This window comes from Citrobacter sp. MGH110 (genome assembly GCF_001037515.1).
GTDB classification, from domain to species: Bacteria; Pseudomonadota; Gammaproteobacteria; order Enterobacterales; family Enterobacteriaceae; genus Citrobacter; species Citrobacter portucalensis.
Genome location: NZ_KQ089830.1, coordinates 2,623,777 through 2,648,343, shown reverse-complemented (window position 1 = coordinate 2,648,343; position 24,567 = coordinate 2,623,777). Strand labels below are relative to the sequence as shown.

Genomic DNA, 24,567 nt, shown 5'->3' with positions numbered 1-24,567 from the left:
AGCGTATCCGATCGGAAGGGAGAAACAATGCAAAGAGTGTGGTTATGTCCTATTGCGATATTTTCGTACCTGTTATCTGTTTTTCGCTTTCCAGGAATAAAAAAACGCACAGGGGGGATCGCCCTGTGCGTCGGGTTTATCGCGGAAGAACTTAAACCCCAAGGCGATCGCGTAAGCTGTAATATGCCGCCCCCATGGCGGTAAACGGAATGCGCAGGCTGCGGCCTCCCGGGAACGGGTAGTGCGGCAGGTTGGCGAACGCGTCAAAGCGCTCGGCATCCCCGCGCAGCAGTTCGGAAATCAGGCGTCCTGCCAGGTGAGTACAGGTCACGCCGTGGCCGCTGTAGCCCTGCATATAGTAAATGTTGGTATCAAGACGGCCGAACTGCGGCATACGAGACAGCGTTAACAGGAAATTACCGGTCCAGCGGTAATCAATTTTTACCCCCTGCAATTGCGGGAAGGTCTTCAGCAGTTTCGGCATTACCAGACGCTCAATATCGTCCGGATCGCGAGCGCCGTAGACCACACCACCGCCGTACAGCAGGCGGTTATCCCCGGTCAGACGGTAGTAATCGAGCAGGTAGTTACAATCTTCCACACAGTAGTTTTTCGGGATCAGCGAGCGCGCCATCTCCGCCGACAGCGGTTCGGTGGTTAACACCTGCGTGCCGCACGGCATGCTGCTTTTTGCCAGCGCAGGTTCCAGTTTGTCACCGAGATAGGCGTTGCCCGCGACGATCACAAAGCGGGCCGTCACCTGGCCTTTTTCAGTGCTGACCACCGCCGGGCTGGTGTGCTGAATACGGGTGACTGGCGACTGTTCGTAGACGCGTCCGCCGTTCAGACGAATGGCGTTAGCTTCGCCAATCGCCAGGTTCAGCGGGTGAATATGACCACCGCTGTGGTCGAGCAGCGCGCCGACATAACGATCGCTGCTGACTTCGCGACGAATTTCACTGCTGTCTAACAGTTCAAGCTGCGTGTTGCCGTAGCGTTCCCAGTTCGACTTCTGCTCTTCCAGCGTTTCCATCTGTTTGTGGTTCAGCGCTACAAACAGCCCGCCGGGACGATAGTCGCATTCGATCTGATAACGCTTGATGCGTTCGCGGATGATATTGCCGCCTTCAAACATCATTCCACCGAGCATTTTAGCGGCGTCCGGGCCATAGGTACGTTCGATGACGTCGATATCGCGACTGTAGGAGTTCACCAACTGACCGCCGTTACGTCCGCTGGCCCCGAAACCAATACGCGCGGATTCCAGTAGCACCACGTCATAACCCATTTCCGCTAAATGCAGGGCGGAGGAGAGTCCGGTATAACCACCGCCCACGACGCAAACATCACAGCTTACCGATTCGCTAAGGGGCGGAAACGGTTCGTACTGATTGGCGCTTGCGGCGTAATAACTGCTGGTATGTTCAGTCATGATTAAGACTCCAGGGAGATCCAGATGGTTTTCAGTTCGCTAAATTTTTCCAGCGCATGCAGGGATTTATCGCGTCCGTTACCGCTTTGCTTATAACCGCCGAACGGCACGGTCATATCACCGTCGTTGTAGTTATTCACGAAGACTGAGCCGGCTTTCAGGCGACGGCTCATACGATGGGCGCGCGACAAATCGCGGGTCCAGACCGCGGCGCCGAGGCCGTAGTCACTGTCGTTAGCCAGCGCCAGAGCTTCGGCTTCGCTGCTAAAACGGGTGACGACCAGTACCGGGCCGAAGATTTCATCACGGCTAACGTGGGCCTGCGGTGCGGTATCGACAAAAATCGTCGGGCCGATAGCGGCGGGATGTACGTGGCTGCGGCCATCCAGCGCCAGCGTGCCTTGCGCTTCACCGTCGCGAATAAACGTGTCTACGGTGTCGGCATGCGCATTGTCGATAAGCGTGCCCATCGTGGTTTCCGGATCCAGCGGGTTGCCAGGCTGCCAGTTTTTCGCCTGCTCTTTCAGCAGCGCGATAAATTCGTCGGCAATACTCTCTTCCAGCAGCAGGCGCGTACCGGCGATACAAACCTGGCCCTGGTTATAGAAGATACCTGCCGCTGCATTAGCGGCGGCTTTCGGCAGATCCGGGCAGTCGGCAAACACGATATTGGCGCTTTTACCCCCGGCCTCCAGCCAGACGCGTTTCATGTTGCTGTCGCCAGCATCTTTGAGCAGTTGCTTGCCGGTACGAGTCGAGCCGGTAAAGGTGATCACATCAACATCCGGATGTTGTGACAACGCCTGACCCGCTTCGTGACCATACCCGCTAACAACGCTGAGAACGCCATCGGGCAAACCTGCTTTTTTAGCCAGCGCAGCCAGGCGAATGGCGGTCAGCGGTGATTTCTCCGAGGGTTTGAGGATCACGCTGTTACCCGCAGCCAGTGCCGGGCCGAGTTTCCAGCAGGCCAGCAGCAGAGGAAAATTCCACGGTACGATGGCGGCAATCACGCCCACCGGTTCGCGCACAATCAGTGCCAGATCGTTCACCGAGGTAGTGGCAACTTCGCCATAGACTTTATCTATAGCTTCGGCATACCAGCGGATGGCGCGTGCCGCGCCGGGAATATCATCACGCAGGCTATGGCGAATCGGTTTACCGGTATCGAGCGTTTCCAGTAGCGCCAGCTCCTCGTGATGCTGCTCCATTAAATCGGCGAGTTTGTGCAGTACCGCTTTGCGCTCTGCGGGTGATGCTTGCGACCAGTCTCCGCGTTCAAAGACGGTACGGGCTGCGGTGACCGCGCGGTCCACATCCGCTTTTTTACCGCGGGCGACTTTAGCCAGAGGACGTTGTCCTGCCGGATCCAGCGTAATAAAGGTTTCGTTATCAGCGGCGGCACAATATTCGCCGTTAATAAATAAACGGGTCTCTGGTGAATAATGGCTGGCTTTCTCACGCCAATATTTAAGATTCTGAAAGTTCATAGCTACTCCTTTTATATCAATAAGATAAAGTTCGTTGCTGATCTTTTTCAGGCAAAATCAGGCTGCACGATGCCCCAGGGATATACCCTGTTAATGCGCGTTATTTAAGAAGGCCTGAGAAACTCAGGCCGCTACTTATTAGAAAGTGGTGGGAGTGTGGGCACTAATGATGCGGCAGATCCCTGCCGAGGTGTTGCTGAAGCTGTGTGGTATGCCGGTGTTAATGGCATAGCTTTGCCCTGCAACAAGAGGATACGTTTGACCGTTGATGGTCAGTATCACTTCACCTTCCAGTATTGTGCCAATCTCTTCACCCTGGTGTTTAATTCTCTCCCCGGTTGTCGTGCCTGGCTGATAGGTTTCAAACATCATTGCCAGCGTACGATTCGGATTTCCGTTGTGTACCAGCTTCATGGATACTCCCTGACTCCCGATCTCAATCAAATCATCCTGATTGATAACCACCTGCGGTTCGTCAGGCTTTTCCGGTTCCGCGAAGAACTCGGAGAGCGACAGCCCATATACTTTCAATAGCTTTTGCAGCGTACTGATGGCAGGACTGACTTTATCCTGCTCTATGGTGCTGATGGCGCTATGCGTTAACCCAGACAGTTCGGCGGCACGACGCTGCGAAAGACCCAATTGCTGGCGGATCTCTGACAAACGTTTACCCGGCGCCAGGCCGTCATCGCTCATAATTGCATTTCCTTAACTGTAGTGGTCAGAGTCGCTGTTTTTCAGCGAGGTGGTTCTGACAAGCGGTGATAAAACCTTCAAGTAACAAACGCGACAGGGCGTATTCGCTACTGTTCCATTCCGGGTGCCACTGCACGCCGAGCGCGAAAGGATGGTCATAGACGCTGGCAGCTTCCACTAATCCATCCTGCGAGCGTGCTTCCACGCGCAGCTGCGGGCCAAGGGTTTTTGCGCCCTGACCATGCAAGGAGTTGACCCAAAACGTGCTGCAACCTGGTATTAACTGAGATAGCAATCCTCCCTGTTGAACCTGGACTTCATGAGATGGTGCATATTGCTGCTCCACCGGGAGTTCCGCATCTTCACGATGTTCCAGGAACTGTGGATGATCGCACAGGCGACGATACAGAGTCCCGCCAGTGGCGACAACTAATTCCTGTAAGCCCCGGCAGATGGCGAAAATGGGAATGCGCCTTTCGAGCCCGGCGGTAATTAGCGCCATGCTCAGAAGATCACGCCCGGGATCGGCGTCAGACTCATCGCCATTTTCACCATAGAGGTGCGGCTGCACATTGCTTGGGCTTCCTGGCAGGAAGATACCGTCCAGTTTCGGTAACAGCGCGTTCAACAATTCGGGTTCCGCAAGCGCATGGGGAAGCGCTATCGGTAATCCACCGGCATTTAATACCGCATTCAGGTACTTTTCTTGCAGAGTCTGGGTCTGGTGACCCTTAAGCCTGTTCCTACACATCACTACACCAATAACTGGCTTGTCAAATATATTGCCCATGATCGACCTCACGTTTTGGAATAAATTATTGCCAAACGGTTCCTTGTTGTGCCATTCCGTTCATTATTTTCTCAATCTAGCAGCGGAATAACCTTCTAGCAAACTTAATTTAACATTTGACAAACAATTTGTTTGCATCCAGAGTCGAAGGGTGGACATTATATTTAACAGTCAAATCACAGAACAGCTTACCAGGCCAACGGCGGTGAATCATGGAAACCAATATCGTAGAAGTTGAGAATTTTGTTCAGCATTCTGAAGAGAGACGAAGTAGCGCGTTTGCGCGCGAAGTTAAGCAATATCTGGAACGCTATCCTAATACGCAGTATGTGGATGTGTTGTTAACCGACCTTAATGGCTGTTTTCGCGGTAAGCGCCTTCCCGTTGCGGGATTGCATAAGTTAGAGAAAGGCTGCTATTTCCCGGCATCCGTTTTCGCGATGGATATTCTGGGCAATGTGGTCGAAGAGGCGGGATTAGGCCAGGAGCTTGGCGAACCCGATCGGACCTGTGTACCCGTGGCAGGTACGTTAACCCCTTCGGCTGCCGATCCGGAATTTATTGCGCAGATGATGCTGACGATGCTGGATGAAGATGGCGCTCCCTTTGACGTTGAGCCGCGGAACGTACTAAACCGACTCTGGCAGAAACTTCGCCAGCGCGGTCTGTTCCCCGTCGTAGCGGTAGAGCTGGAGTTCTATTTACTCGATCGTAAGCGTGACCCCGAAGGTTATCTGCAGCCGCCATGCGCGCCGGGAACGGACGATCGAAATACCCAAAGTCAGGTTTATTCGGTTGATAACCTGAACCACTTTGCTGATGTGCTGAACGATATCGATGAACTGGCCCGTTTGCAGCTGATCCCGGCTGACGGCGCGGTGGCTGAAGCCTCCCCAGGGCAGTTTGAAATCAACCTCTACCATACCGACAACGTGCTCGATGCCTGCGATGACGCGCTGGCGCTGAAACGGCTGGTACGGCTGGTGGCGGAGAAACATAAGATGCATGCCACTTTTATGGCAAAACCTTATGAGGAGCATGCCGGTAGCGGGATGCATATCCACATCAGCGTCATGAATAACAAAGGTGAGAACGTGCTGGCTGATGCGAATGGCGATGATTCCGCGTTATTAAAGCGTGCGCTCGCTGGGATGATTGATCTGATGCCCGCATCAATGGCGCTGCTGGCGCCGAATGTGAACTCCTATCGCCGCTTCCAGCCGGGGATGTATGTTCCGACCCAGGCGTCCTGGGGGCACAACAATCGTACGGTGGCGCTGCGTATTCCCTGCGGCGACCGTGATAACCATCGGGTTGAATATCGCGTAGCGGGGGCTGATGCCAACCCGTATCTGGTGATGTCGACCATTCTGGCGGGGATCCTTCACGGTCTGGATAACGAATTGCCGTTACAAGAAGAAGTGGAGGGTAACGGTCTGGAGCAGGAAGGGCTGCCGTTCCCGATTCGCCAGAGCGATGCGCTGTGGGAGTTTATGCAAAATGACAGTCTGCGTGAACTATTGGGTGAGCGTTTTAGCCATGTGTATCACGCCTGTAAAAACGATGAGCTTATCCAGTTTGAACGTCTGATTACCGACACTGAAATTGAGTGGATGCTGAAAAACGCCTGACCGTTGTACAGGTCATTGAAAAAGAAGTCGCATCATGCGGGCTGAGCGGAGCCAGCCCGTAAAAATTGCAGGAATACCTGCCATTTCCCGGATGTCGCGTAATGGAGCGCGGGCGACAACGGGTCTTCAGATAACCGACAGAGTTTGTGACGAGGAAATGTGATGATGCCAATGTTTAAAAACCCGCCCCGCGTGAGTATTCATGGCTCCCGCAGTAAATACGGACCGCATCTGCGCCGTACCACATTGACGCCTTTTTTATGCCATTCCTCCCCGACACGACCCAGGTCTGCTGTACCCACGTTTCGAACGCAGATCTGGACTCGTAGCGGGGAGGAAAATTATGTCGACTAACTCTTCTGCTGATCATTCTGCCCAGCCGGGCAAAGCACAGCTGCGTAAATCCCTGAAGCTGTGGCAGGTGGTGGTGATGGGGTTGGCCTATCTCACCCCGATGACGGTGTTTGACACCTTTGGCATTGTTTCGGGTATCAGCAATGGCCATGTTCCGGCCTCCTACCTGCTGGCCCTGGCGGGAGTACTGTTTACCGCCATCAGTTATGGAAAGCTGGTGCGCCAGTTTCCACAGGCCGGTTCGGCCTATACCTATGCGCAGAAAGCCATCAATCCGCACGTGGGGTTTATGGTCGGCTGGTCGTCACTGCTTGACTACCTTTTCCTGCCGATGATTAACGTCCTACTGGCGAAAATTTACCTTTCCGCGCTGTTCCCGGGGGTTGCGCCATGGATTTGGGTGGTGATGTTCGTCGCGATCCTCACCGCGGCCAATCTGAAAAGCGTTAATCTGGTAGCCAACTTCAATGCGCTGTTTGTACTGGTGCAGGTGGCGATCATCGTGGTGTTCATTTTCCTCGTGGTGCAGGGGCTGCACAAAGGGGAAGGGGTTGGGACCGTCTGGTCGCTGCAACCGTTTATCAGCCAGAATGCGCATTTGATCCCGATTATCACCGGGGCGACCATCGTCTGCTTCTCGTTTCTCGGCTTTGATGCGGTAACGACACTATCTGAAGAGACGCCGGATGCTGCGCGCACCATCCCGAAAGCTATCTTCCTCACCGCCCTGTACGGTGGGCTGATCTTCATTGCCGCCTCGTTCTTTATGCAACTGTTCTTCCCGGACATTAGCCGCTTTAAAGACCCGGATGCGGCGCTGCCGGAGATTGCGCTGTATGTCGGCGGCAAGCTGTTCCAGTCTATTTTCCTGTGTACCACCTTTGTGAATACGCTGGCTTCAGGTCTGGCGTCGCATGCCAGCGTTTCGCGTCTGCTGTACGTGATGGGCCGCGATAACGTCTTCCCGGAGAAGTACTTTGGTTATGTCCATCCCAAATGGCGTACACCCGCGTTGAACGTCATCATGGTCGGGATTGTGGCGCTGTCGGCCCTGTTTTTTGACCTGGTGACTGCCACGGCGTTGATTAACTTTGGTGCGCTGGTGGCCTTTACGTTCGTTAATCTCTCCGTGTTTAACCACTTCTGGCGTCGTGAAGGACGCAAGCATACCTGGCAGGAGAAGCTGCACTATCTGGTATTGCCTATGGTCGGTGCCGCCACGGTGGCCGTACTGTGGGTGAATCTTGAGGTGACATCGCTGACGCTGGGTCTGGTATGGGCCGGCGTTGGGCTGGTGTATCTTGCCTGGCTGACCGGACGTTTTCGCAAACCGCCGCCGCAGTTTGACGCCGCGAAATCTGAGCGCGCCTGGGAGTGATGGAAGCTGAATTGGCCGTAGCATTCGGCTGAGTTGAGTTAAAAATGAAACACGGTATGTCGCGGCAAACGGCCGCGGCATACCTGCTTTAATTAAAGTCCCGCTTGTTTTAGGGAATAAAAATACCGGCACGGGAGCCGGTAAGTGAATCAATGTAGGAATATAATTATTATTATAATTACTGAATTATAATTCAGCCAACTCAATAGGAACGGGTTTCCCTATATGGTATCCCTGTAACCAACCAATACCCATCGTAATTAGCATCTTTTCAATTTCCTCATTTTCAACAAACTCAGCGACTACTTCCATGTTTTTGAGTTTTGCTACTTCGCAGAAGGATCTGACGGCGCATCGACTAAATTCATCGGTCAGTATGTTACGGATGAAGGAACCATCAATTTTCAGAATATCTGCATCTAACGTTCGTAGTCGTGAATAGCTTGATGCTCCTGTGCCAAAATCATCAATAGCAATTTTAGAACCGGCTTTACGTAGTGCTCTCAGAACATCAGTGACATTAGCGTTGTCAATGATATCTGATTCAATAACTTCAAATATTATACGCTCAGGTGCTATTGAGTATTTTCTAAACAATGTAAAAACATTATCAAGAAAATCAATTTTATTAAGCGAGTCAGGCGTCAGATTAATGGAGAAGTGACTGTTTGGGTCAGATTTCTGCCGTGACTGTATAAAACGAAATGTTTGCTCTATAACAGTGATATCCAGCGCAGGAAGTAATCCTGCCTCGCGAGCAACCGGTAGAATGGTGTCTGGAAAGATTAACTTACCATCAACCATTTTTATCCGAATAAGTATCTCGTGATAACGTGTCAGTCCCGTGGTTGAAACGATCGGCTGAACAACCAGCATCGTTGATACGATGGGTTGAGCCATAAGCTCAAACGACTTTCTGTCAATTGCCTTTTGCAACATATGACGAATGACAGCCTGGCTGACAATTTTATCACCTGGCACTTGCGGGCTGAGTAACAATGGTTGCCCCTGCATTAACGAGATGTAGCTTTGGGTATTAAGATGCTTAATTGCTTGAGATAAATTTTTAATCAGGTTTTTCTCGGTGGTATATGCCACACCACAAGATAGCCCTAATTGGTAGTCCTTCCAGATAAAACGAAAAGAGTTTAGGTCCTTGTAGAGATCAGGAATGTCAGGGACAGCATTAAGGCGAAGAATTATTCCATGACCTGGTGCGTAATAAATGTCACCTGTACCCTTAATCAATTTACGTACATATGCGCTTAGCGCTTTTACAAATTCAAAACGGAATTCTATTCCGTGAGTTTGCTCCAGCGTATTCAACTCTGTACAACGGATGTAACACAAGCACTCTGTTGCGTGTTTACGGATGTCCATTTGCAGGGCCTGAAAGTTAGGCAGTCCGGTGTTAGGCTCTGATCTAAAAAGTTGTTTGAGGCGGCGGAGATATTTTCGGTTATGAACCACAAGTACACCGGTAACAACAATCGTAATAGAAAAGACAAACACTATCGTGGAGGAAATCACGAGGCTATGTAAATAATTATTATAGTTAGCAGGTGGAATATAACTGTTTATATAATATCCCAACAGGATAAGCATTGTTACCCATACAGGGGATATCAAAGCATGGCCAATACAGATCACTCCCCATAGCATTACTGGAAGTAACCACAGTAATGAATAGTCTGTAAATATAAGAATATCTTCTCTGATGACGATCAAAGCGGACATAATGCACAGTAACAGCACCAGCCATAATACTTGATACAGAATAGGAGGGCCGGATTTTATCAGCGCCTTTACTTGTCTAATGTATAGAATGCACCATGCAGGATTTTGAACGCTTCTAAGCAACAGATAACAAAAAGGGATGCCAGTCAGGCAAGAGTTCATCAGCCACTGTAAGTTAATTAATGTTTGTAGTGTAAAAAGGTTTGCGATCGGTGCAGAGGCTGTGTTCGACTGGAACCAGTGATCAATCGAGATGAATAGTAAGGCGTTGCAACACACGAGCCAGACAATACGCAGGGTTGTAAGCTGGCTACGACCAAAGCTAACCGCGCCTCGTTTGCCTGTCGAGAAAAAGTAGAGTGTCTGGCTAATGAGAGCAGCCAGTAGCTGAGCCGTTAGTGTGAATACCGAAGATAAAGAGTAAGAGTAAAGCGCATACAAGAAAAAGGCAGCCAAAATTGGCAGCGCCTTTTGCCGGTATAAAACCAGCAGTGCAGAAATGAGAGGTAAAGTGAGATCGTAAAAATGCAGTGTTATACCCGCAACATCCTCTTGCTTACTGAGATGACCTGCGACCAGCTGTAATGCAAAAAACGCGATGCCGACACAAAAATAGTCTCTAAATGTATTAATGAAATTTATACTTTCCGTTTTTCTTAGCAATATCATCATTCGCAATTCTCAGTGAGTTATCACCGTTCTCGATTTAAGTCATCTACTTAAAACAGGTTAGATTTAGGGCTTGAAATGTGTATTATTGGATGTTTTCGCTAATTGAAAACTATTTTAAAATCTGTTATGTGAGTTTTTTAAAGGTAATCCTCGACAATTTCCCTATGTTTCGCAACACAGAGGAGAACAATATTGCTGGTTGTACAGATAATAAAAGTTGCGTCAGTAGCCATTATTTCAGACAGAATAGTCGATCGATAAAAACGATCAATATAAATTTTTTGATAGTTTTCATCGATAGGTTTGGCAGATCATAAATACCATGAAAGATCGATGAAAGCTATTGAATTGTTATTATTTAATGTTATTTGTTTCGTGAATGTTAGTTGAGCTACTCTTTTTTTGAATATTAACTAATGGCTACACCTTGATATGAAAATCATTCTTTTATTGCCAGGAAAGTGAGTTTCCCCACCTTCCCACAACACACTCAATTGTTAATCATTAACGAGGCTGCTGCTGTGTCGCGCAGTGAATACCGCCGCCACCGGCAGCGATACCGTCGATATTCAACTGAATAATTTCACGATCGGCAAACAGATCCTGCAAAATAGTATGGGTATTACAATCGGTGCGCTTATCGCCAAATTGCGGTGCAATGACGGCATCATTACACAGATAAAAATTGATATACCCCGCGGCGAAATCATCGCTCGCATAAGTCTGGCGGATGGTAGAAGGTCCTTCCAGCGTGACTACCTCCAACCGTCGGCCTTTGGCATCCGTGGCGGCCCGTAATATGTCCAGATGACGTCGGGTGATCGCGTAATCAAAGGATGACGGATCCTGCTCAAGACCCGCCACCACCGTACCCGGATGCGTGAATCGGGCGTAAAAATCTGTATGGCCGTCGGTAATATCCTTGCCGGCAATACCCGGCAACCAGATGATTTTCTCCAGACCTAGCAGTCGCTTTAGTTCTTCTTCGCATTCGGCTTTGCTGACGCCAGGATTACGGTTGGAGTTAAGCACGCAGCTCTCGGTAATAATCGCCGTGCCTTCACCATCTACCTCAATACCGCCACCTTCCAGAGTCAGCACCGAGCGAAGAAACTCGGCCTGAACGTAATCAGTTACGAATTCAGCCACATCGGCATCACGTTCGTGCTCTTGCTTATTCCCCCAGCCATTGAAATTAAATCCCACACCGCCGAGCGTACCGCTGGCGCTTTTCACAAACACCGGCCCGGTGTCGCGGATCCACAGATCGTCTATTGGGTGAACCAGAAGATTGACTGACGGCCCGCACAGACGCGCGGCGAGTTCGCTGTCTTCTTCGCGTACTAACATATTCACGGGTTCAAATGCGGCGATGGTTTTGGCAACTAACGCCAGGTTTTCCTGCACCACCGGTAGCAGATGAGGCTCCCAGATCTCCGCACTGGCACCAAACGCCATCCAGGTTGCCGTATGTGGTGCGCCTTCATCAGGCATTTGCCAGCGGCGGTTCTCTGTTGCGCAGGCAAATTGGCTAAAGCTGAAGCCCGTCATACCGGCGAGTAGCATACTCGTTGAAGTCACCAGGCCTTGTCTGACGAATGAACGTCTTGTCATCATAGGATTAACCTTTGCGTATTTTTACCTGATATCAGGTGAATGAAATAATAATAGATAATAAATATTCTGCGTATTTTAAATATTGAATAATAAATAAAGTGATCGCGGGTAAATTTTATGCGAAATATAGCACAAGAGATATGCGTTGCAATCTCTTAGTTTTATATAATGAGTGAAGCTGGCTTCTATTAAAATTTCTCAACTATATATTTATATATAATTTATATTTATCAGCATGAACATATGTCACGCCGTTGGCTCTGAGTCCTCGTCTGGCGGGCCTTGCCGTGGATTGTGATCTGGCCGATTGTTCTGTTGTATTTATTAATGCCATGAACCGTGTGGACTATAGTAAAGATGGCCGTTATTTCTCATCATTAATAACCGTGAGTGGGGGATGTGAATGAAGAAGATACTGATGCTGGTCGGAGATTATGTCGAAGATTATGAAACGATGGTGCCTTTTCAGGCTTTGCAAATGCTTGGGCATCGTGTGGATGCCGTCTGTCCGGATAAAAGTCAGGGTGACTACGTTCAAACCGCCATTCACGATTTTGATGGGGCGCAGACATACAGTGAAAAGCCGGGGCATCGTTTTACGTTAAATGCGAATTTTGCCGAGGCGCGGGTCGCCGATTACGACGCACTGTTGATCCCCGGCGGGCGTGCTCCGGAATATCTTCGACTGAATCCAGATGTCATTAAGCTGGTGCAAGATTTCAACACTGCCGGTAAGCCTATCGCCGCAGTTTGTCATGGGCCCCAGCTGTTAGCGGCAGCGGGGGTGTTAGAAAACCGGACCTGTAGCGCTTATCCGGCCTGTGCGCCTGAGGTTCGTCTGAGCGGTGGGCATTATGCCGATATTGGTATTGATCAGGCCCACGTTGATGGCAATCTGGTGACGGCACCAGCATGGCCCGCGCATCCGCAATGGTTAGCTAAATTTGTTGAAGTATTAATGAAGTAAGCGATGATGCGATGAAAAAGTCGGTATAACCTGCCAGGCTATACCGACAGGACATATTACCTCTGCATGAGTGCGAACACGCCCCACCCGATATATTCCCGGGTGAATGCAACGTGGCGGACTGGTGAACTTCTCAGTTGCTCTCTGACTTCGGCGGCAAACTCATCGTCCGGATTAGCCTCTAGCCACCGGCGCATCGTCAACCATTTTGCCGCCTCGTATCTGTCCCAACCTTCCTGGTCAGCCAGTACCATTTCAACCACGTCATAACCGAGCAGGTCGAAAGACGAAACAAGTTCTGGCAGAGAAAGAAAATCGGCTACTGAAGTCGCGCCGCAAGCCATAGCGATCTCCTCCGTTGCGGGTATCTGATGCCAGTACGGTTCGCCGATGAGCAGGATCCCGCCTGGTTTGAGACTTTGTTCCAGCTGTTTGACCGTTCCGGCAACGCCGCCGGCAATCCAGGTTGCACCAACGCAGGCGGCAATATCGAATTTTTCTTCGGCGATATAACCTGTTGCATCGGCATGAATAAAACGCACGTGCTCAGTGACGCCCAATTCACTTGCCCGCAGGGTGGCTTGCTCACTGAATAACTGGCTCATATCGATACCAACGCCGGAAATTCCATGATCGCGTGCCCAGGTGCACAACATCTCGCCCGAGCCGCTGCCGAGATCCAGGATGCGGGTTCCTGGGGGCATCCGTAAAACCTGACCTAACGTCGCATATTTTTGCGCGGTGAACGGATTATGAATGCGATGTGCGCTTTCGCTGATCGTAAAAATCTTCGGGATATCCATCTCTCTCTCCTTAGCGATTATCCAGTTGGGCGCGAACGTTGTTCAGGCCGGTGGTATTGATGCGGTAGGGCTGACCATTAACGGATTTGATCAGCTTTTTCGTTCTGAGTTTTTTGAATACGTCGAGCGTGCAGTCGCAGAGCAGTAACCCTTCGCGGCTATAGCATTCGACGGAAATGACGCGACCAGATGCATCGCGGACGTGAGCAATACGGCCACCTTTGGCGAGAACGTGTAAGGTACGTTGTTCCTGACGGGATAAATTCATACTGGAAAACCTGTTTAATCATCATGTGCAAAACGTGCAAACACACAGCGGTGTCCGCATTCGATTTCGGCGCATTGATAACCAGTCCGGCCTGAAAAGGTCGGTAAGCTGATTATCTGATGATTACATTCTCCAGCATCAAAGCCTCGGGTTGAGTTGATAGGTATTTACCTGCTGAATCATACCAGCCTGGGCGAGTAGGGGAATCGTTCTGTCGGGAAAATGTGATCTATGACGAAAAATTGCGTTTAGCTTATTTTATAATTTTTTAACTCTCGTTAGCTGAGCAGTGTATGGATATATTAAATTTATTGAATATTCAGACATCGTCAGTAGCGGTATTGGCCGTAATGATGCGTTGTTAGCCCCACTTGCGTCATACTATAGATTAGTGATATTTAATTTTTCCCTATCCTAATTTTGTTTTATTTGATAAACATGTCTTTATTATAAAAAGGATTTTTAATGGTGTTTTCTTTTAATTCTTTTTAGGAATTTTCTTAACGTCGTGAAGTGTGTATACTCAATCCAGCAAGAAGCTCTTCTGTTATCATCAAAACTATAAAAATGTCCTTAACACCCGTATTACCTCTGCCCTGAATCTCTTCTCAGGGGAGAGGTTTTTTTTGCCTGTGTATAATTTTGATAATCGTCATATATAGATAATTTAATATTATTGTTCTTGTTGTTTTGCATTAGTGATGACGACAGGTTTTGTTCTGTGAACCATACGGTAATGTTGAAATAGTATCGCTATGAATCTATTTCATGGTGAATAGTGTGATTTCATCTTTATTTATAGGGGTATTATATAGTTTTTCTTATAACTATCTGTTTTTAAGCGTTATGTTAATTTTCGCTTTTGAAGTAATTGTGATTTTGTTCACGGATTTTAGTGCGTTAAGTGGCTATTTGTAGAGAGGTGCAAACGGTTGCATGTTGCTGTTACAGCATTTGTTCATTAAAAAAATATAGCGATGGTATGTCTTGTGTCGGTATCGGGGGCAAGAATCTAAATGATTTTTATTATCCCTTAGACATGCGAATTCAGTTTATGACTTCTGTTAGCTTAACACCATGGAAAATGTAGTAAAACAGACAGGGAATATGATTTTATCAATCAAAAGGAGTTTTTAATCACTGGTATAATTACTGGCCTTTTTTATCTTCCTTTATATAAATCGTTGTCGTAACACCCATAAAATCAGCGTTCTGGGATGAGCGCTGATTTTATTTTGTTCTCAGATTATTCAACCCACGCTGTATGCAGGTCTTCTCTTGCAGTACCTCGTAAATGATACATTAAAGGATCTCCTGGAATGGATATTGTTGAACGCTTTATTAACTACACGAAAATCAATACCACGACCTCAAGGGAAAATGGTGCTAATGGGATAATGCCTTCTTCACCTGGTCAAATGGAACTGGCAAAACTACTTGCAGTAGAACTTGAAGCATTAGGAATGGAAAACATTGAGGTCAGGGATACTGCTATTGTGACCGCGACCTTACCTGGAAATACCGATGACACCATCCCTGTCGTTTCCTTTTTTGGTCATCTGGATACCAGCGCAGAACAGACCGCGGACACAAATGCGCAACGTCTTCACTACAGCGGTGGGGATTTGTGTCTGAACAAGGAGCTGAATATTTATCTGCGTGAAAGTGAATTTCCGGAACTGAAAAATTATATCGGTGATGACCTGCTGGTGACGGATGGTACCAGTCTGCTAGGGGCTGATGATAAAGCCGCCATCGCCGCGATTATGAATGCCCTGGAGTACCTGATCGCGCATCCGGAGATTAAGCATGGGCCGGTGAAAGTCGGTTTTGTTCCTGATGAAGAGCAGGGATTACGGGGAGCAAAAGCGTTTGATGTTGCGGCGTTTGGTGCTGATTTTGGCTATACCCTGGACTGCTGCGGCATTGGAGAGTTTGTCTATGAGAACTGGAACGCGGGTGATGCGGAAATCATCTTTACCGGCCAGTCCGCGCACCCTATGTCGGCCAAAGGTAAGCTGAAGAACTCTCTGCTGATGGCGCATAAGTTTATTGCGATGCTGCCCGGTGGAGAGGCGCCTGAGTATACGGAAGGACGCGAAGGGTATTACTGGGTAAAACAGCTTCAGGGTAACAGCGCCCGTACGGTGCTTAAGCTGGATATCCGGGATTTTACCGAAGAAGGGTATAAGGCGCGTATGGCATATATCCGCCAGCTTGCCGTCAGCACCTGCGCGCTGTGGGGAGAAAACAGCGTGGTCTGTCATTTAACCGATCGCTATGCCAATGTGTTCAATAGCTTGCAGGACGATGCACACTACCCGATTGATATTGCGTTACGCGCGTATCAGAAGTGTGGCATTACCCCGCAACCTGTCGCCATGCGTGGTGGGTATGATGGCGCAGTGCTATCGCAGAAAGGACTGCCTTGCCCGAATATTTTTACCGGTGCTCATAACTTTCATTCAATTTATGAATATCTACCGGTGCGTTCACTGCGAGCCGCCAGCGATGTGGTGGTAGCGGTCATTGAGGAAACCTTTGCTGAGTTCGCGCAGAGGAGAGCTCAGTCATGATTCAGGTGTTAATTGCCCTACTGGTTATCGTGGTGGTCGCGCGTCTGATACTGAAAGGTTATCGCGCTGAACCCGTGCTGTTCATTGCGGGCCTGGTGTTGATGATTTGTACGGCGTTAACCGGATGGGGTTCTGTATTACCGAAGGGCGTTGCCAGTACGGGGATTTCATTTCTCGATCCTTTCGAGGTGATGCGCGATCTCTTTAGTACGCGTGCTGCCGATCTCGGCCTGATGATTATGGCGCTCATGGGATTTGCGCATTACATGGATCATATCGGGGCAAATGAAGCGGTTGTGCGGGTCGTGACGAAGCCTTTGCGCGCGCTGCGTTCGCCCTATGTGCTTCTATTTTTCTCCTATCTGCTCGCCAGCCTCCTGCAGTTGGCCATCCCATCCGCTACCGGGCTTGCCGTGTTGCTGATGGGGACGATGTTCCCCATTATGCTGGGGTTAGGGCTTTCTGCGGCCTCGGCTGCTGGGGTTATTGCCACCTCGCTTGGTGTGGCGTATACCCCGACGGCCATCGATGCTATCAGGGGATCTAAAGCGGTCAATATGGATGTGGTGGAATACGTTGTTTACCACCAGGGACCCGCAGCGCTGGCAACCGTGCTGGTCGTCGGCGTCTGCCATTTCTTCTGGCAGCGGCATTGCGACCGTAAAGCGGGGACGCTTCCACGGGAAATCGGTAGCGCTGAGGTGACTGATTCAGGAAAAGCCCCGGCTTTTTATGCGCTGCTCCCGATGCTTCCGATATTGATGGCGGTGGGATCATCGGAAATGTTCGTCAGTGGTATTAACCTGAATATTATCACCATTGTGCTCATTTCAATGACTGTCTGCATGTTGATTGAGTGGCTGCGGGTGCGTGATTTAAAGTCAGTATGCGAAGGATTCAGCCATTTCCTTAAAGGCATGGGCACCGCCTTTACCGGGGTGGTTGGGCTACTGGTTGCGGCAGGTGTTTTTGCTCACGGGATTAAAGTTATTGGTGCCATTGATCAATTAATCCTGATGGCGGAGCACGTGGGATTACCTCCATTTGCTATGGCGGTGGTGTTTGCGCTGGTGACGCTGGCGGCAGCAATTATTATGGGATCGGGTAATGCGCCATTCCTTGCTTTCGTTGAGCTGATCCCGCAAATCGCGGCAAGTATGGGCGCTAACGCTGTTGCCATGATCCTGCCGATGCAACAGGCATCACATATGGGGCGGGCAATTTCACCGGTTTCCGGCGTGGTGATTGCCGTTTCCAGTGGGGCGAAAATAACGCCATTTGATGTGGTTAAACGTACCGCCGTACCGTTGATCGTGGGCTTTGTAACGCATACCCTGATCATCGGTATTTTCTATTAACTTTGTCTGTAATAAGCAAACTTCCGGGTTGCTGAATGCCCGGTAGTTTGCTTTTTCTGTTTACAGGTCTCATCACAAAAGGTGATATTGATTACTGGTGATTATTATTAACCTTTATCTTTATCGCATTATTCTTATTAGTCATTGTTGAGCCACCCCGGATTAATGATTAATAAGTATGATGTATTATATTTGCACGTTTATTACATAGAGATAAGTTAATCTGGATCATATTTTGGCGATTTTAGTTGTAGTAATTTTTTAATAGAGTAATACAAGAATGACGTGGAATAACAATGATGATTTATTTGGGCAGGTTTAAGTGGTAAGGGATTCTGGAAGAGTTAGTACGTTACGACATCATTATCAGGATGATCTGGAAGCCTTTACCTGGAGTGCGTTAGTCGCAATTGGTATTGCAATAAAGGATCATAAAATCTACTCTAAAATGTCAGAGCATCTATTCATTATGCATTGGCTGGCTATTGCCAAAAAAAGAAAAATATTTTCGAAGAGCATTGTCAGTGAGCTTCAGTGGTTAATTGATGAGGGGAAGAAAAAAAGCCTCAATGCACAACTTAAATTTAAAATAGAATATTTGTACGCCACATCGAGTGGTGATGTGACAATGCAAAACGACTATTTTAAATTTACTCACACGATTGAAGTGTTGAGAAATAATGGATGGGAGAGCTTTCTGCTCACTCCGGAGAAGTGGCAAGGCCTTCATGAAAGTATTAAGGTCAGAAAAGGTGACTTTATTTTTATGGATGACACCCGGCTTCAGGAGTGCTTTGGCGTGCAGGGCGAGATAGTCAAACCTTTCTGTATTCGAGTGTACGGCGATATTGAGTTTGCAAAGTTAACGTTCATCAAACATAACCTGCCGGTTGAATTTGTGAAACATATTTCGAATGAGTTTTATTACTTCAATTTTCTTTCAGTTAAGTAATGCTTAACTGATATGGGGGACAAATTTCTGTTTGTTCAAAGAGTGTATTGATCTACCTGTGAAATTATCGGATTTATACCACGCGCAAAGGACAGCGAATGTTTACTCGAAAGTTAGTGATTACAACTGAATGGATAAGGTTGTCGGATACGCCAGACAATGTGTCCATTTCTTTTCGGGGCGTTCTTGAGATCGGTGAAAGCACGGTTGTACCAGATGGCAACACTCCTTTACTTCGCTTAGAAAATGAAATGGCACCTGTCGCCGTTGATGCGTTGTCATGGGTAAGGGTGCCAGTTGAACGCCAGGAAAATGTTATCGTCTATATTTTCTGAATCCTGGTTTATAAATCCATTAATAATGTTAATGTCGATTTGTTCTTATTTTATTCCTCCCGGTGCAAGATGAGATGTATGGCTGAACAATTCGTTGGGGATCACATCGCGGGTGAGAGCATTTGTAGCGCGTGTACATTATAAATAATGCCAAACACCGCCACCGCGAGCAGAAACAGGGAGGAGATAAAAACGCTGCGTCTGGCAAACCGCTCTGGCATCCAGCGTTTGAAAACCATGATGTAAAAAGACAGCACCGTAACATCAAAAATAACCCATACCAGCGTTAGCGTCACAATGCTGGTGGTGAAATCTTGCGTAATGGCAATGAACTGGGGAAAAAACGCTACGAAAAACAAAATGTCCTTTGGGTTAGCGACCCCTGTCAGAAATCCATGGATAAGCCCGCTGTTATCGCGTTTTGGCGCACATAGTCCGGGGTTTGAGTCCCTGGCCCGCAGGCCGTTAATCGCCATCACACCGATATACAACGATCCCACAAGACCCAGTACGCCAAGCCATATCGCAGATATTGAAACCACGCCAGCTAGCATCAGTGCAGCCAGAGCAATCAATACTAAAGAAGCGCCGTTAGTGCCAATCAGCGTGATAAAGGCCCGGCGATAGCCGTGCTGCGACGCGGTGGTGGTAATCAGCGCCACGACCGGACCCGGAGTTAACAGCAGGGTTACTACGCTGAGGCTATAGGCAGCCAGTAAAGTGAAATTCATACCTGATTATCCTGATGATATTTTCCATCAGTATTCCGCCTGCGTGGCGCATTGAAAAACGAATAAAACTGCGCTCTACTGTGAGTAAAACTCAACATAGAAGCTGAGAATGACGCTACCTCCGTTGTATGCCCTGAGGGCTTTTGAAGCCGCAGCCCGTCTGGGATCGTTCAGTAAAGCCGCTATTCAACTTAACGTGACGCCGGGCGCGGTAAGCCGTCATATTCGCACGCTGGAGGCATGGTTTGGTTGCGAGCTATTTGTCCGCAGCGGCCCGCGTATCGAGATAACGCCTTCTGGCCAAGGGCTGGCGCAGCAGTTGACGGCTGGGTTTCAGAGTCTGGAACACGCGTGTCATGCCTTTCGCAGCAGCAGTCATGAGCTACGGCTGAAAGCGCCGTCTACGTTGACGATGCGCTGGCTTCTGGACGTGCTGCGTCATTTCCGTGAAGCGCATCCGACCCCGGTTGTCGAAATTTCCAGCGTCTGGATGGATACCGATTCGGTATCCTTCGGTCGTGAACCGTATGACTGTGCGATCCTGTTAGGGAATGGCCATTTTGGTGACGATACCGACAGCCGGTTGCTGTTTCAGGAGTGGCTTATCCCGGTGTGCTCACCCGCACTGCTGGTGCAGGCGCAGCGCGATCTTTCTGCCTGTGAACTGATTCATCCCTCAGCGGATCGCCGTGACTGGCGTCGGTGGCTGCAACGCACCGGGAAGTTTCCGGCGTTGAATCTTGCGCGAGGCAAAGTGTTCGACACCCTTGAGCAGGGCAGTCTTGCCGCGATGAGCGGTCATGGCGTGTCCGTTGCCGACCTGCTGTTAAGCCTGGCGGCCATTCAGGCAGGGATGTTGGCGTTACCGTTTAAAGATGCGGTAGCGACTGGCGAGGGTTATTACCTTGTCTGGCCAAAGACTTCAACACGGCTTAGAAATATTGAGCTGCTGTATCGCTGGTTAAAAGAGGCTGCGCCGTGTGTCTCCTCGGCAGATCTAAACTGGCTGGATTAAGCTGTTTATTCTGCTAATCACCCATATTGATAATGGTTCTCATTATTATTGTCGTATTGCGCAGGTAATGGTAATGTTGCTTCAGTTATAAACCGTTAATCCCATTTTCTGTGCAGAAGACAGCATGAACAATACCACCGCCCTGAATGCCTCCGGACGCGTCGCTCGCACTTTCTCCGTCAGCGAGTTTATGGATTTTGGTGAGCGCTACGGGATCGATTACCGCTTTCCCCAGTTGGCACAAAGGCCGGATTTACCGTCTGGCAGCCCTGTTCTGCAAGGTGAAATTGAGGAGATGACTCTCCCATGTGGGATGTGCGTGACGCATTCCGACGTACAGGTATTGCAACCCTACGAAACCACCTCTCGTCACGACAGCCCTCTGTATATGCTGGTGGTACTGGAAGGCTGCGTGATCCTGACGCTTAACGGACAGGAGCACGTGGTGCGCTCCGGCATGGCGTTTAGCTCACGCCTGAGTGAGCACCAGACGATGCGTGCCCGTCATCATGCTGATTGTAAACTGCGGACATTATCGCTCGGTTTGTATCCCGACGGCGCGTGTCGCACGGGGTTGCTCGAATCGTTGATGCGTGAGTGGGAAAGATGCCAGACGCCGACGCTTATCTGGCAGGTGCCGGGGTTTTTACTCAGCGGACTACAGTACGCGCAGCAGAGTACGATTAGCCATGTTTCTCGTCAGCTGATGCTGGAAGGGCTGATATTACAACTGTTTGGTCATGGCCTCAGCGTGTGTCAGGTCGAGAGCGGTAAACGTCTTGCGGCGAGCGGTGGGCAGCAGCGGCTGGAGGTCGTTCGCCGACTGCTGGAGCAGAGTCCCGAAAAAGACTACACCCTTAATGAACTGGCCCAACGCGCAGCGATGAGTCCCAGTAGCCTGCGCAGTAAGTTTCGCGCAGCCTATGGCTGTTCGGTATTCGACTACCTGCGCGATTGCCGTCTGGAACGTGCGCGCGGCTATCTACTGGAAGGATATAGCGTACAGCAGGCGGCCTGGATGTCGGGTTATCAGCACGCCACCAACTTTTCTACCGCTTTTCGCCGCCGTTACGGCTTTTCACCCGGTGATTTGCTCAAACTTTGCTAATCCATATTTGCGTTTTACGCACGTGATTTCCTGACAATTTGGCACTGCGCATAGGCAACCTGGCATCCGGCATAGCTATCTCCGCCAGCAAAAAGGTAATAATTCTCACTTACAATTAGACATGCCTTTGGAGATATTCATGTTCGCGAAGACTCGCTTGGCGCTGCTGGTGGGATGGGTTACCGGCAGCGTGGCTTTTCCTCTGCTGGCGCAGGAAACAACAAAAAACGATACGGTGGTTGTCACCTCGCAGATGCAGAGCGGGGCCACGAAGCTTGCCACGCCGGATATTGAAACGCCGCAGTCGGTATCGATCGTTACCCGTGAACAGTTTGAAGAGCAGGGCGCAACCAGCGTGCGGCAGGCCGTCAGCTATACGCCGGGTGTGTACAGCAATCAGATTGGCGCCTCCAACCGCTTTGACTACATCGTGCTGCGTGGCTTTTCTGACGGTAGCCTGGATAACGTCTATCTTGATGGTCTGAAGATGATGGGCGACACCAACTCACACAGCTCGCTGGTGGTCGATCCGTGGTTCCTCGAAGATATCGAAGTCGTACGTGGCCCGGCTTCCGTACTGTATGGCCGTTCCTCCCCGGGTGGCATTGTGGCGCTGACCTCACGTAAGCCGTCGTTTGATGCGGGCGGTGAGGTGAAGCTGTTTGCCGGCAACAATAACCAGCGCGGCGCGGCGTTTGACGTCACCGGGGCGCTGGATGATAACGATCGCGTGGCGGCGCGACTGAGCGGGATGACGCGTTACGCGGACTCGCAGTTTGGTCCATTGAAGGAAGAGCGTTACGCGCTGATGCCCAGCCTTACCTGGCGTATCACCGACCAGACGCGTCTGGATCTGATGGCCTATCTGCACCGCGACCCGGAAGGCGGTAGCCACTCCGGTCTGCCGTATGACGGCACCGTGGTTCCGCATTACGGGCAAAAGATCTCCAACACCTTTTACGAAGGCGAGGATGATTACGACAAATACGATCGCCGTGAAAACATGGTGGGCTACAGCATTGAGCATATGTTTGATAGCGGTTGGTCGGTGCGGCAAAAGCTGCGCTATCTGCATACCGACGTTGAGCTGAATCAGGTGTATGCGGCGGGCTGGCTGAATGAAACCGAGCTTAATCGCGGTTACTCCGGCTCCGATGAAAAAATGTCGGCGATTACGCTGGATAACCAGCTCGACGGCAGCTTTGATACCTGGCAGGTAAACCACCGTCTGCTGGTGGGGATCGACTATCAGGATCGCAGTAACAATACTACCGGTTACTACGGCGCTTTCCCGCCGATTGACGCTTTTAATCCAGTGTACGGCGCGAAGCCTGATTACATCGACATGTATGCGCGTGAGAAACACAAGCTGCGCCAGACGGGTTACTATTTGCAGGATCAGATGTCATGGGATCGCTGGCGTATTACGCTCGGTGGTCGCTACGATCAGGTCAGCGTTTCTAACATTGATAAGATCAAGGATACTCGCAGCGATCTGGATAAAAACAACTTCAGTACCCGTGCCGCGCTGCTCTATTTATTCGATAACGGCTTTGCGCCGTACGTGAGTTATTCCACTGCCTTTACGCCAACCAGTTTTGCCGATGAGAACGGCAATCTGCTGGATCCGATGAAAGGCAAGCAGTGGGAAGCCGGGCTGAAATATGAGCCGGAAGGACTCAACAGCCAGTTCAGCGCATCGGTGTTCCGTATCAATCAGACGAATATAGCCACCAAAGAAGAGCCGACCGATCCGTACCGCTCGATTGGGGAAATTGAATCTGAAGGGGTGGAGCTGGAGGCAATTAGCCAACTGACGGATAGCTTCCGTTTGCAGGCGGCGTATACCTATACCGACATTCGCTATAAGAAAAGTAGCCCGGAAGAGCAGGGCAAGCGAGCAGTGTACGCCCCGCGTAACCAGGCCAGTACCTGGCTGAGCTACGATGTGAAAAGCGGTCCGCTGGACGGCCTGACGTTGGGTTCAGGTGTGCGCTACGTTAACGGTATTACCAGCGATCGCCTGAATACTCACACCCTGCCGTCCTACACACTGGTGGATATGGTGATTGGTTACGACTTAACGAATATCGGCATTAAAGGGTTGAGCGCGCAGTTGAACGTTAACAACCTGACCGACAAGCGCTACGTTGCAGCCTGTAACTCGCTCTCATACTGCTACTTCGGCGCCGAGCGCAGCATTGTCGGCAGTGTGTCCTGGAAATTCTGATGTTTTAGCCGGATGCGGCGCTGGCGCCTTATCCGGCCTACGGCAGCGTGTAAATCGTAGGTCTGATAAGCACAGCGCATCAGGCATAGTGGGTTACGGTTATTTTGTAAAACCGTTCTGCAGACAAATCTGCGCGCTGGCGCCTTATCCGGCCTACAGCAGCGTGCAAATCGTAGGCCTGATAAGCGCAGCGCATCAGGCATTGTGATTGAGGTTATTTTGTAAAACCGTTCTGCAGACAAATCTGCGCGCTGGCGCCTTATCCGGCCTACGGCAGCGTGCAAATCGTAGGCCTGATAAGCGCAGCGCATCAGGCTTTGTGATTGCGGCTATTGTGTAAAACCGTTCTGCAGACAAATCTGCGCGCTGGCGCCTTATCCGGCCTACGGCAGCGTGTAAATCGTAGACCTGATAAGCGCAGCGCATC

General features: G+C 49.9%; 19 protein-coding genes. 10 read left to right on the top strand and 9 right to left on the bottom strand.

Features of this window, described 5'->3' with window-relative positions:
• Window positions 1-151 precede the first annotated feature (151 nt).
• The 4 genes from SK38_RS12550 to puuD form a co-directional block, all read right to left on the bottom strand.
• Window positions 152-1,432 carry an NAD(P)/FAD-dependent oxidoreductase gene (locus SK38_RS12550; RefSeq protein WP_048236026.1) on the bottom strand — a complete coding sequence of 427 codons (1,281 nt, stop codon included), beginning with the start codon at window positions 1,430-1,432 and terminating at the stop codon, window positions 152-154.
• A 2-nt stretch (window positions 1,433-1,434) separates the two neighbouring features.
• The gene (gene puuC, locus SK38_RS12545; protein WP_048236025.1) at window positions 1,435-2,922 is read right to left on the bottom strand and encodes an aldehyde dehydrogenase PuuC; all 1,488 of its coding nucleotides are present in this window, start codon (window positions 2,920-2,922) and stop codon (window positions 1,435-1,437) included.
• Between the two features lie 138 nt (window positions 2,923-3,060).
• Window positions 3,061-3,618, bottom strand: a complete 558-nt coding sequence (gene puuR / locus SK38_RS12540; protein WP_003830877.1) for an HTH-type transcriptional regulator PuuR — start codon at window positions 3,616-3,618, stop codon at window positions 3,061-3,063.
• A gap of 25 nt (window positions 3,619-3,643) precedes the next feature.
• The gene (gene puuD / locus SK38_RS12535) at window positions 3,644-4,408 is read right to left on the bottom strand and encodes a gamma-glutamyl-gamma-aminobutyrate hydrolase (RefSeq protein WP_048236024.1); all 765 of its coding nucleotides are present in this window, start codon (window positions 4,406-4,408) and stop codon (window positions 3,644-3,646) included.
• Window positions 4,409-4,620: 212 nt separating this feature from the next.
• On the opposite strand from puuD, the gene SK38_RS12530 reads away from it, so the two are divergent.
• Both SK38_RS12530 and SK38_RS12525 read left to right on the top strand, forming a co-directional pair.
• Window positions 4,621-6,039, top strand: a complete 1,419-nt coding sequence (locus SK38_RS12530) for a glutamine synthetase family protein (protein ID WP_003830879.1) — start codon at window positions 4,621-4,623, stop codon at window positions 6,037-6,039.
• Window positions 6,040-6,382: 343 nt separating this feature from the next.
• Window positions 6,383-7,771 carry an APC family permease gene (locus tag SK38_RS12525; RefSeq protein ID WP_048236023.1) on the top strand — a complete coding sequence of 463 codons (1,389 nt, stop codon included), beginning with the start codon at window positions 6,383-6,385 and terminating at the stop codon, window positions 7,769-7,771.
• A 186-nt stretch (window positions 7,772-7,957) separates the two neighbouring features.
• Here SK38_RS12525 and SK38_RS12520 read toward each other — a convergent pair whose 3' ends face one another.
• Complete coding sequence (locus SK38_RS12520; RefSeq protein WP_048236022.1) at window positions 7,958-10,180, bottom strand: EAL domain-containing protein; 2,223 nt, start codon at window positions 10,178-10,180, stop codon at window positions 7,958-7,960.
• Window positions 10,181-10,684: 504 nt separating this feature from the next.
• Window positions 10,685-11,797, bottom strand: coding sequence for an agmatine deiminase family protein (locus SK38_RS12515; RefSeq protein WP_048236021.1), 1,113 nt, complete (start codon window positions 11,795-11,797; stop codon window positions 10,685-10,687).
• Window positions 11,798-12,200: 403 nt separating this feature from the next.
• On the opposite strand from SK38_RS12515, the gene SK38_RS12510 reads away from it, so the two are divergent.
• Window positions 12,201-12,764, top strand: a complete 564-nt coding sequence (locus SK38_RS12510; RefSeq protein ID WP_048226390.1) for a DJ-1/PfpI family protein — start codon at window positions 12,201-12,203, stop codon at window positions 12,762-12,764.
• A gap of 56 nt (window positions 12,765-12,820) precedes the next feature.
• On the opposite strand, the gene SK38_RS12505 is transcribed toward SK38_RS12510, so the two are convergent.
• Both SK38_RS12505 and SK38_RS12500 read right to left on the bottom strand, forming a co-directional pair.
• Window positions 12,821-13,567 carry an SAM-dependent methyltransferase gene (locus SK38_RS12505; protein ID WP_048236020.1) on the bottom strand — a complete coding sequence of 249 codons (747 nt, stop codon included), beginning with the start codon at window positions 13,565-13,567 and terminating at the stop codon, window positions 12,821-12,823.
• A 10-nt stretch (window positions 13,568-13,577) separates the two neighbouring features.
• Window positions 13,578-13,835, bottom strand: a complete 258-nt coding sequence (locus SK38_RS12500) for a YjhX family toxin (RefSeq protein WP_008783846.1) — start codon at window positions 13,833-13,835, stop codon at window positions 13,578-13,580.
• A 1,319-nt stretch (window positions 13,836-15,154) separates the two neighbouring features.
• Here SK38_RS12500 and pepT point away from each other — a divergent pair.
• From pepT to SK38_RS12480, 4 genes are all read left to right on the top strand, one after another.
• Window positions 15,155-16,411: a peptidase T gene (gene pepT, locus SK38_RS12495; protein WP_048236019.1), complete on the top strand. Its 1,257-nt coding sequence runs from the start codon at window positions 15,155-15,157 to the stop codon at window positions 16,409-16,411.
• Window positions 16,408-17,769 carry a C4-dicarboxylate transporter DcuC gene (gene dcuC, locus SK38_RS12490; protein ID WP_048236018.1) on the top strand — a complete coding sequence of 454 codons (1,362 nt, stop codon included), beginning with the start codon at window positions 16,408-16,410 and terminating at the stop codon, window positions 17,767-17,769. The genes pepT and dcuC overlap by 4 nt, the downstream gene beginning before the upstream one ends.
• Window positions 17,770-18,091: 322 nt before the next feature.
• The gene (locus SK38_RS12485; protein ID WP_048226383.1) at window positions 18,092-18,721 is read left to right on the top strand and encodes a DUF2913 family protein; all 630 of its coding nucleotides are present in this window, start codon (window positions 18,092-18,094) and stop codon (window positions 18,719-18,721) included.
• A 98-nt stretch (window positions 18,722-18,819) separates the two neighbouring features.
• Window positions 18,820-19,056: a hypothetical protein gene (locus tag SK38_RS12480; protein WP_020996594.1), complete on the top strand. Its 237-nt coding sequence runs from the start codon at window positions 18,820-18,822 to the stop codon at window positions 19,054-19,056.
• Window positions 19,057-19,157: 101 nt separating this feature from the next.
• On the opposite strand, the gene SK38_RS12475 is transcribed toward SK38_RS12480, so the two are convergent.
• Window positions 19,158-19,787, bottom strand: coding sequence for a LysE family translocator (locus SK38_RS12475; RefSeq protein ID WP_048236017.1), 630 nt, complete (start codon window positions 19,785-19,787; stop codon window positions 19,158-19,160).
• Window positions 19,788-19,896: 109 nt separating this feature from the next.
• Between SK38_RS12475 and SK38_RS12470 the strand changes: the two genes are divergently transcribed.
• From SK38_RS12470 to foxA, 3 genes are all read left to right on the top strand, one after another.
• Window positions 19,897-20,802: a LysR substrate-binding domain-containing protein gene (locus SK38_RS12470; RefSeq protein ID WP_048236016.1), complete on the top strand. Its 906-nt coding sequence runs from the start codon at window positions 19,897-19,899 to the stop codon at window positions 20,800-20,802.
• A gap of 124 nt (window positions 20,803-20,926) precedes the next feature.
• Complete coding sequence (locus SK38_RS12465; protein ID WP_048236015.1) at window positions 20,927-21,910, top strand: helix-turn-helix transcriptional regulator; 984 nt, start codon at window positions 20,927-20,929, stop codon at window positions 21,908-21,910.
• A 121-nt stretch (window positions 21,911-22,031) separates the two neighbouring features.
• Window positions 22,032-24,140: a ferrioxamine B receptor FoxA gene (foxA, locus tag SK38_RS12460; RefSeq protein WP_128612356.1), complete on the top strand. Its 2,109-nt coding sequence runs from the start codon at window positions 22,032-22,034 to the stop codon at window positions 24,138-24,140.
• Window positions 24,141-24,567: the final 427 nt, after the last annotated feature.